Raw genomic sequence first — 1,671 nt, 5'->3', positions numbered from 1 at the left:
AGTGGTCGAGCTCGTAAGTTCGCCGAGGGGTTGTTCAGGCTGCTTCGGCGGGGACGGTCTCGGCTGCTTGATGTTGGTCGACTCTGGCGAGTAGATCATCGAGGTCGTTTCTGGTGAACTTCCATCGGAACGGTCGAGCAGTCGCGTTGTAGCGTTTCTCGAACTCCAACAGGCGGTCTTTGACTTCGGCGAGGTCGGTGAAGTCGTTGGGTGAGACGACTTTGCGTTGCACGACGGAGAAGTAGATCTCCACCTGGTTCAACCACGAGGCGTGGACCGGGGTATGCACCATGACTGCGTTCGGGAACCGTTTGGCGAGCCGTTTGCTCGCTTTCTTGCCGCGGTGGGAGGAGCCGTTGTCGACAACCCAGAACACTCGTTTGGCTGAGGCGTACGGTTGTTGGGTCATCACCTGTTCGGCCAGTGCCATGAACGGCTTGATCCCGGTCGTCGGTTCGCAGCGTCCGAACACCCCGGCACGGTGAACGTCGTAGGCGGCCAGGTAGGCGGTAGCTCCGCCGCGCTCGTAGTCGTGGTTGATCCGCATCATGCGGGCCTTGCCCGGCGGCAAGCTGGGGTGGCAGCGGCAGCGGGCCTGGATGGAGGTTTTCTCATCGGAGGAGATCACATATTCGTTCTCACCGAGTGGTTCGCCTTCCCACACTCTGGAGTACAGGTCGAGCACCCGGGCGGCTTTGATCGCAAAGGCGGGGTCACGGGGGAAGATCCAGGACCGGTGCTGCCAGGGCTTGATCGCGTCGGCGGCAAGCCAGCGCCGCACCGTGGCCACCGAGATCGCCTCAGCGACACCGGCATCGACGATGTGGCGGGCCAGCTCTGGACAGCTCCACCGGGCCAACGGCACATCAGCATCAGCGGGCATCTGGCAGGCGAGTGCTTTGACCTCAGCCACCTGCACCGGTGTGAACACCGGTGGACGGCCCGAACGTGGCAGATCTTTCAACCCCGCCAGCCTCTTCACGGCGAACCGGCCACGCCATTTACGCACCGTGTCCACGACCACCTGGTTCCTACCGGCGATCACAGCGTTTGACAGGCCACGGGCGGCATCCAGCACGATTTGGGCACGCAGCTTGTCCCTGACCGGACTCTTATGACCCCGGACGATCTTCCCTAGCTGTTTGCGTTCAGATGCGCTCAACTGGATTTTCGCGGCCTGGCAGACACCCACGAGACCCAACCACCTCCGTGATCGACAAGAAGTTGTCGATCATGATTGGGTCAGATGCATGATCCGGTGCGACGCGCCGGCGACAGCACCAAAGAAGCAACTTACGGCACCATGGAACCCATGCCGACACCGCCGGAATCGACGAAATCCTCACTCTCGTACAAGGTTCATGCACGGGCCGCCGAGCGCTGGCCCGCCCTCGCAAGCGTCGATGTCCGCTTCCGCGGCAAGTTCGCCTACATCAACGGCCAACTCGGTGACGGGACCACCCAGCCGCTATGCCGGCTCCGCTACAGCGGCTACGCCAACCAGTGGGGCTTCGCCATCTACCTCGCCAGCAAAGACAAATACGAAGACTCCTACCTACCCAACGGCAGCCCGATCGGCACCCCCGAAGAGGCCCTCGACTGCGCCTGCGGCCTCTACCTCGCCGACCCCACCGCCTGGACCACCGAGTAGACCTCCGAGTAGACCTCCGA

2 protein-coding genes are annotated in these 1,671 nt (G+C 62.7%); one reads left to right on the top strand and one right to left on the bottom strand.

What is annotated here, in order from left to right:
- Positions 1 to 34: 34 nt before the first annotated feature.
- Positions 35 to 1,192: an IS630 family transposase gene (locus tag ABNF93_RS34580; protein WP_349332486.1), complete on the bottom strand. Its 1,158-nt coding sequence runs from the start codon at positions 1,190 to 1,192 to the stop codon at positions 35 to 37.
- A 120-nt stretch (positions 1,193 to 1,312) separates the two neighbouring features.
- Between ABNF93_RS34580 and ABNF93_RS34575 the strand changes: the two genes are divergently transcribed.
- The gene (locus tag ABNF93_RS34575) at positions 1,313 to 1,651 is read left to right on the top strand and encodes a hypothetical protein (protein WP_349332485.1); all 339 of its coding nucleotides are present in this window, start codon (positions 1,313 to 1,315) and stop codon (positions 1,649 to 1,651) included.
- Positions 1,652 to 1,671: the final 20 nt, after the last annotated feature.

Source organism: Actinopolymorpha sp. B9G3, from assembly GCF_040120725.1.
GTDB lineage: Bacteria > Actinomycetota > Actinomycetes > Propionibacteriales > Actinopolymorphaceae > Thermasporomyces.
This window is presented reverse-complemented; position numbering and strand designations above follow the sequence as displayed.